1 protein-coding gene is annotated in these 1,324 nt (G+C 56.5%); it reads right to left on the bottom strand.

The features are described from left to right. Nucleotides 1–1,172, bottom strand: a 1,172-nt coding sequence (locus QP981_RS11150; protein WP_284858022.1) for an IS256-like element IS3503 family transposase, incomplete at its 3' end; no start/stop codon positions are given. Nucleotides 1,173–1,324 lie beyond the last annotated feature (152 nt).

Here is a 1,324-nt window from a genome sequence, read left to right as displayed (position 1 = left end):
CCTTTTTGGATGCCGAGGTTGTGTTGGTAGCTGGTGTCGATGGCGGTGTCGTATTCTGCTGGTGCACCGATGTCATTGGTAGTGGCTGTGGTGTTGTGGGTGATCAGGTCTGTTGCTGTGGAAAGTGCGTCTTGACCCCATCGTTGGTCCCTGGCGATCTTGACCGGATCGTCAGGGACTTCTGTATGTAGATACAGCCACCAATCCATCACTGTGCGTTGATGCGGTAGTGATAGTCCGCGGTGTCTGCGGGCTAGTTCTTTTATGGGGGCGTTGATGCCACCTTCGAGGCTGTTTGTTGTTGCTGCAAGGTTGTCGGGGTCGATGGTTGTTGGTGGGGGTTGCAGGTAGGTAAACAGCAGGTCTCTGCGGTGCAGAGATAGCAATGATTGATAGGCCGCTCGGACGCGTTGGTGGGTGTAGACCTTGGTGTAGGCGCCGGTAGCAGGGTCTTTGATGGTGGTTTTCTCGTTCATCCATTCCCGGTAGGTGTGGTCGAATTCGTGCAGGTGGGCGACCCATGTGGATGCTTGGTCAAGGTCGGTGATGCGAGTGAGTTTCAGGGCTAGGCGGTAGAGGGTTTTGCCGGCATCGGTGCGGGGGTTGCTGGTGGTGTGGCGGCGGACTGTTCGTTGGGCGTGGACGAGGCAGCGTTGGATGCGTGTTGTTGGCCAGCAGTGGTGGATGGCTGATTGGGCACCTTGTCCGCCGTCTGTGACTGCGATTAGTGGTGCGGCAATGGGGCGTAGGAGTTCGGTGTAGGCGGCGGTGGTTTCGTGTCTGGCCCAGGTCCAGTTGATGACGTGGGTTTTACTGGCTGCGATCAGGAGGCATCCGGACTTTAGATAGGTCGCGTCGAGGAAGATTTGGTCATGGATGCGGAATGAGTCGATGGTGGGTGTGGGGATGATCCACCAGCACCATCGGAATCGGTGGTGCATGGTTTGCCTGGTTACGCCATGGTGTGCGGCGAAGGTGGTTAGAGATTGGGTGCCGGTGGCCCATTGGATGAACAAAGCCATGGTGGCGGTGTTTTTGTTGTGGGTTTGGGTGTTGCGGGTAAAGGAGTGTCCGCAGTGGGTGCAGCGCCAACGGGTGGTTGATTTGCTGGTGGTGCCGTTTTTCTTTGTGTTGTTGCCGCATAGTGGGCAGCTGGGGCGGTTGGTGGTCATCCTTTAATCCAACCGGTGTGCGGTTAGCACAAATGTGGCCGGAGGTGCGGGATGGTGTGGGTAATAGCTTTCGGGGAGCTATTCTTTGGTGATTTGTGGTGTGTGGTCTGGGGTTATGGTGGCATGCGGACACACTTTTCTTTACTTAACCC

The organism is Corynebacterium sp. MSK047, assembly GCF_030232285.1.
GTDB lineage: Bacteria > Actinomycetota > Actinomycetes > Mycobacteriales > Mycobacteriaceae > Corynebacterium > Corynebacterium jeikeium_D.
The sequence above is the reverse complement of the archived record's forward strand: the minus strand, read 5'-3'. Positions and strand labels throughout refer to the sequence as shown.